The sequence below is a fragment of the Bradyrhizobium algeriense genome (assembly GCF_003062295.1).
Lineage (GTDB): Bacteria > Pseudomonadota > Alphaproteobacteria > Rhizobiales > Xanthobacteraceae > Bradyrhizobium > Bradyrhizobium algeriense.
This window is the reverse complement of sequence record NZ_PYCN01000123.1, coordinates 1-1,872: the sequence shown is the minus strand read 5'-3', so window position 1 is coordinate 1,872 and position 1,872 is coordinate 1. Positions and strand designations below refer to the sequence as shown.

2 protein-coding genes are annotated in these 1,872 nt (G+C 63.1%); both read left to right on the top strand.

All coding sequences use genetic code 11. From position 1 onward, the window contains the following. Positions 1–1,596 (top strand): non-ribosomal peptide synthetase (locus C7G61_RS42585; protein ID WP_145963826.1); only part of this gene is annotated, 1,596 nt, incomplete at its 5' end. 2 nt (positions 1,597–1,598) lie between these two features. Beyond that, positions 1,599–1,872 (top strand): hypothetical protein (locus C7G61_RS42580; protein WP_145963825.1); only part of this gene is annotated, 274 nt, incomplete at its 3' end.

Below are 1,872 nucleotides of genomic sequence, written 5' to 3'. Positions count from 1 at the left end.
CCGGCCTATCCGTCTCAGCGGCTGCGCCAGGTGCTGGGCGATGCCGCGCCGCAGCTGCTGCTTTGCGATGCGGCAGGCCGCGCCGCGCTCGGCACCGAGGCGCTCGCCGATGTGAGCGTGGTCGATCTGGACCCCGTGACCCCGGCCTGGGCCGAGCTGCCCGCCTGCGATCCCGAGCCGCGCGCCCTCGGCCTCACCTCGCGCCATCTCGCCTATGTGATCTACACCTCCGGCTCAACCGGAACCCCAAAGGGCGTCATGGTCGAGCATCAAAGCGCCGTGAACCTGCTGCATTGGAGCAGCGGCGTATTTGCGGAGTCAGAGATTAGCCGCACACTGTTTTCTACCTCGATCAGTTTTGATCTGTCCGTCTATGAGTGCTTCGTACCGCTGTCGCAAGGAGGCACTCTGTATCTTGTCGAGGATGCACTGGCGCTGGCGCAGACGTCCTTGGATGTTTCCTTGATCAACACCGTCCCCTCGGCGATCGCCGCTCTGGTCGACCAACAAGCCGTGCCGGCTTCGACAAGCGTCATCAATTTGGCCGGTGAGCCGCTGACGGCAGGTCTGATCGAGAGGGTCTTCGAGGGCAGTGGCGTAGAGAAGATCTGTAACCTGTACGCTCCTTCGGAAACGACGACGTATTCGACCTGGATTTGCATGCCCAGGAGAGAGGCTGTCGTTGAGACGATCGGGCGTCCGATTGCCAACACGCGTGTGTATCTGCTGGACGATCATGGCGCGCCTGTGCCGTTGGGGGCGGTGGGTGAGCTTTACATCGGCGGGGCGGGGGTTGCGCGTGGCTATCTGAACCGTGCCGATCTGACGGCGGAGCGGTTCATCGCCAGTCCCTTTGTGGACGGCGATCGGCTGTACAGGACCGGCGACCTGGCGCGCTATCTGCCGGACGGCAATCTGGAGTTTCTGGGCCGCAATGACGACCAGGTGAAGATCCGCGGCTTCCGCATCGAGCCGGGCGAGATCGCCGCGCGGCTTTGCGAGCACGCCTGGGTGCGCGATGCGGTTGTGGTGGCGCGCCAGGACCGGTCCGGCGACAAGCACATCGTCGGCTATGTGGTGTGTGCGCCCGAAGCTCAATCGGATGAGCTGGATGGCGCTGACCTTGCCAGCGCCTTGCGCACGCACTTAGGTGCGTGCCTGCCGGACTACATGGTGCCGTCGGCGTTCGTGCGGCTGGCGGGGCTGCCGCTGACAGTGAACGGCAAGCTCGACCGCCAGGCGCTGCCGGCGCCGGAAGATGATGCCTATGCGCATCGCGCCTATGAGCGGCCGCAAGGCGAGATCGAGACGGCGCTGGCCGAGCTCTGGGCGGAGCTTCTGGGTGTCGAGCGGGTCGGCCGCCACGACCACTTCTTCGAACTGGGCGGCCACTCGCTCCTGGCGGTGCAGCTCTTGAGCCGGCTGTCGCGGGCTGTTGGCGTGGAACTGCCGCTGTCGACGCTGTTTGCCAAACCGGTGCTGGCGGATCTGGCTCGCGCAACTTCGATCACTTTGATCGAACAAGAGTTTGATCGCCAAGAGCTTCTGAAGTTGCTCTCTCTGGACTCTAGAGAAGCTGCTCTTTCTGGAGTCTAGAAATGACAGATTTGATTAGATCCGGATTGGAAGAACTGGACGCAGAAAGCCTAACTGAGCTTTTTTCACTTGCCAAAGAGAGAAGCCGGACTGGCAGCCGAGAAACTACGTTGCTACCAAAGGTCGGACGCAAAAGCGTCCTAGTACCATCGTTTGCGCAGCAGCGGCTGTGGTTTTTGGCGCAGCTGGACGAGAGCAGCACGACCTACCACATTCCGCTGGCGTGGCGGCTGCGTGGGGCGCTCGACCGCAGCGCCTGGCAGCGCAGCCTTGACC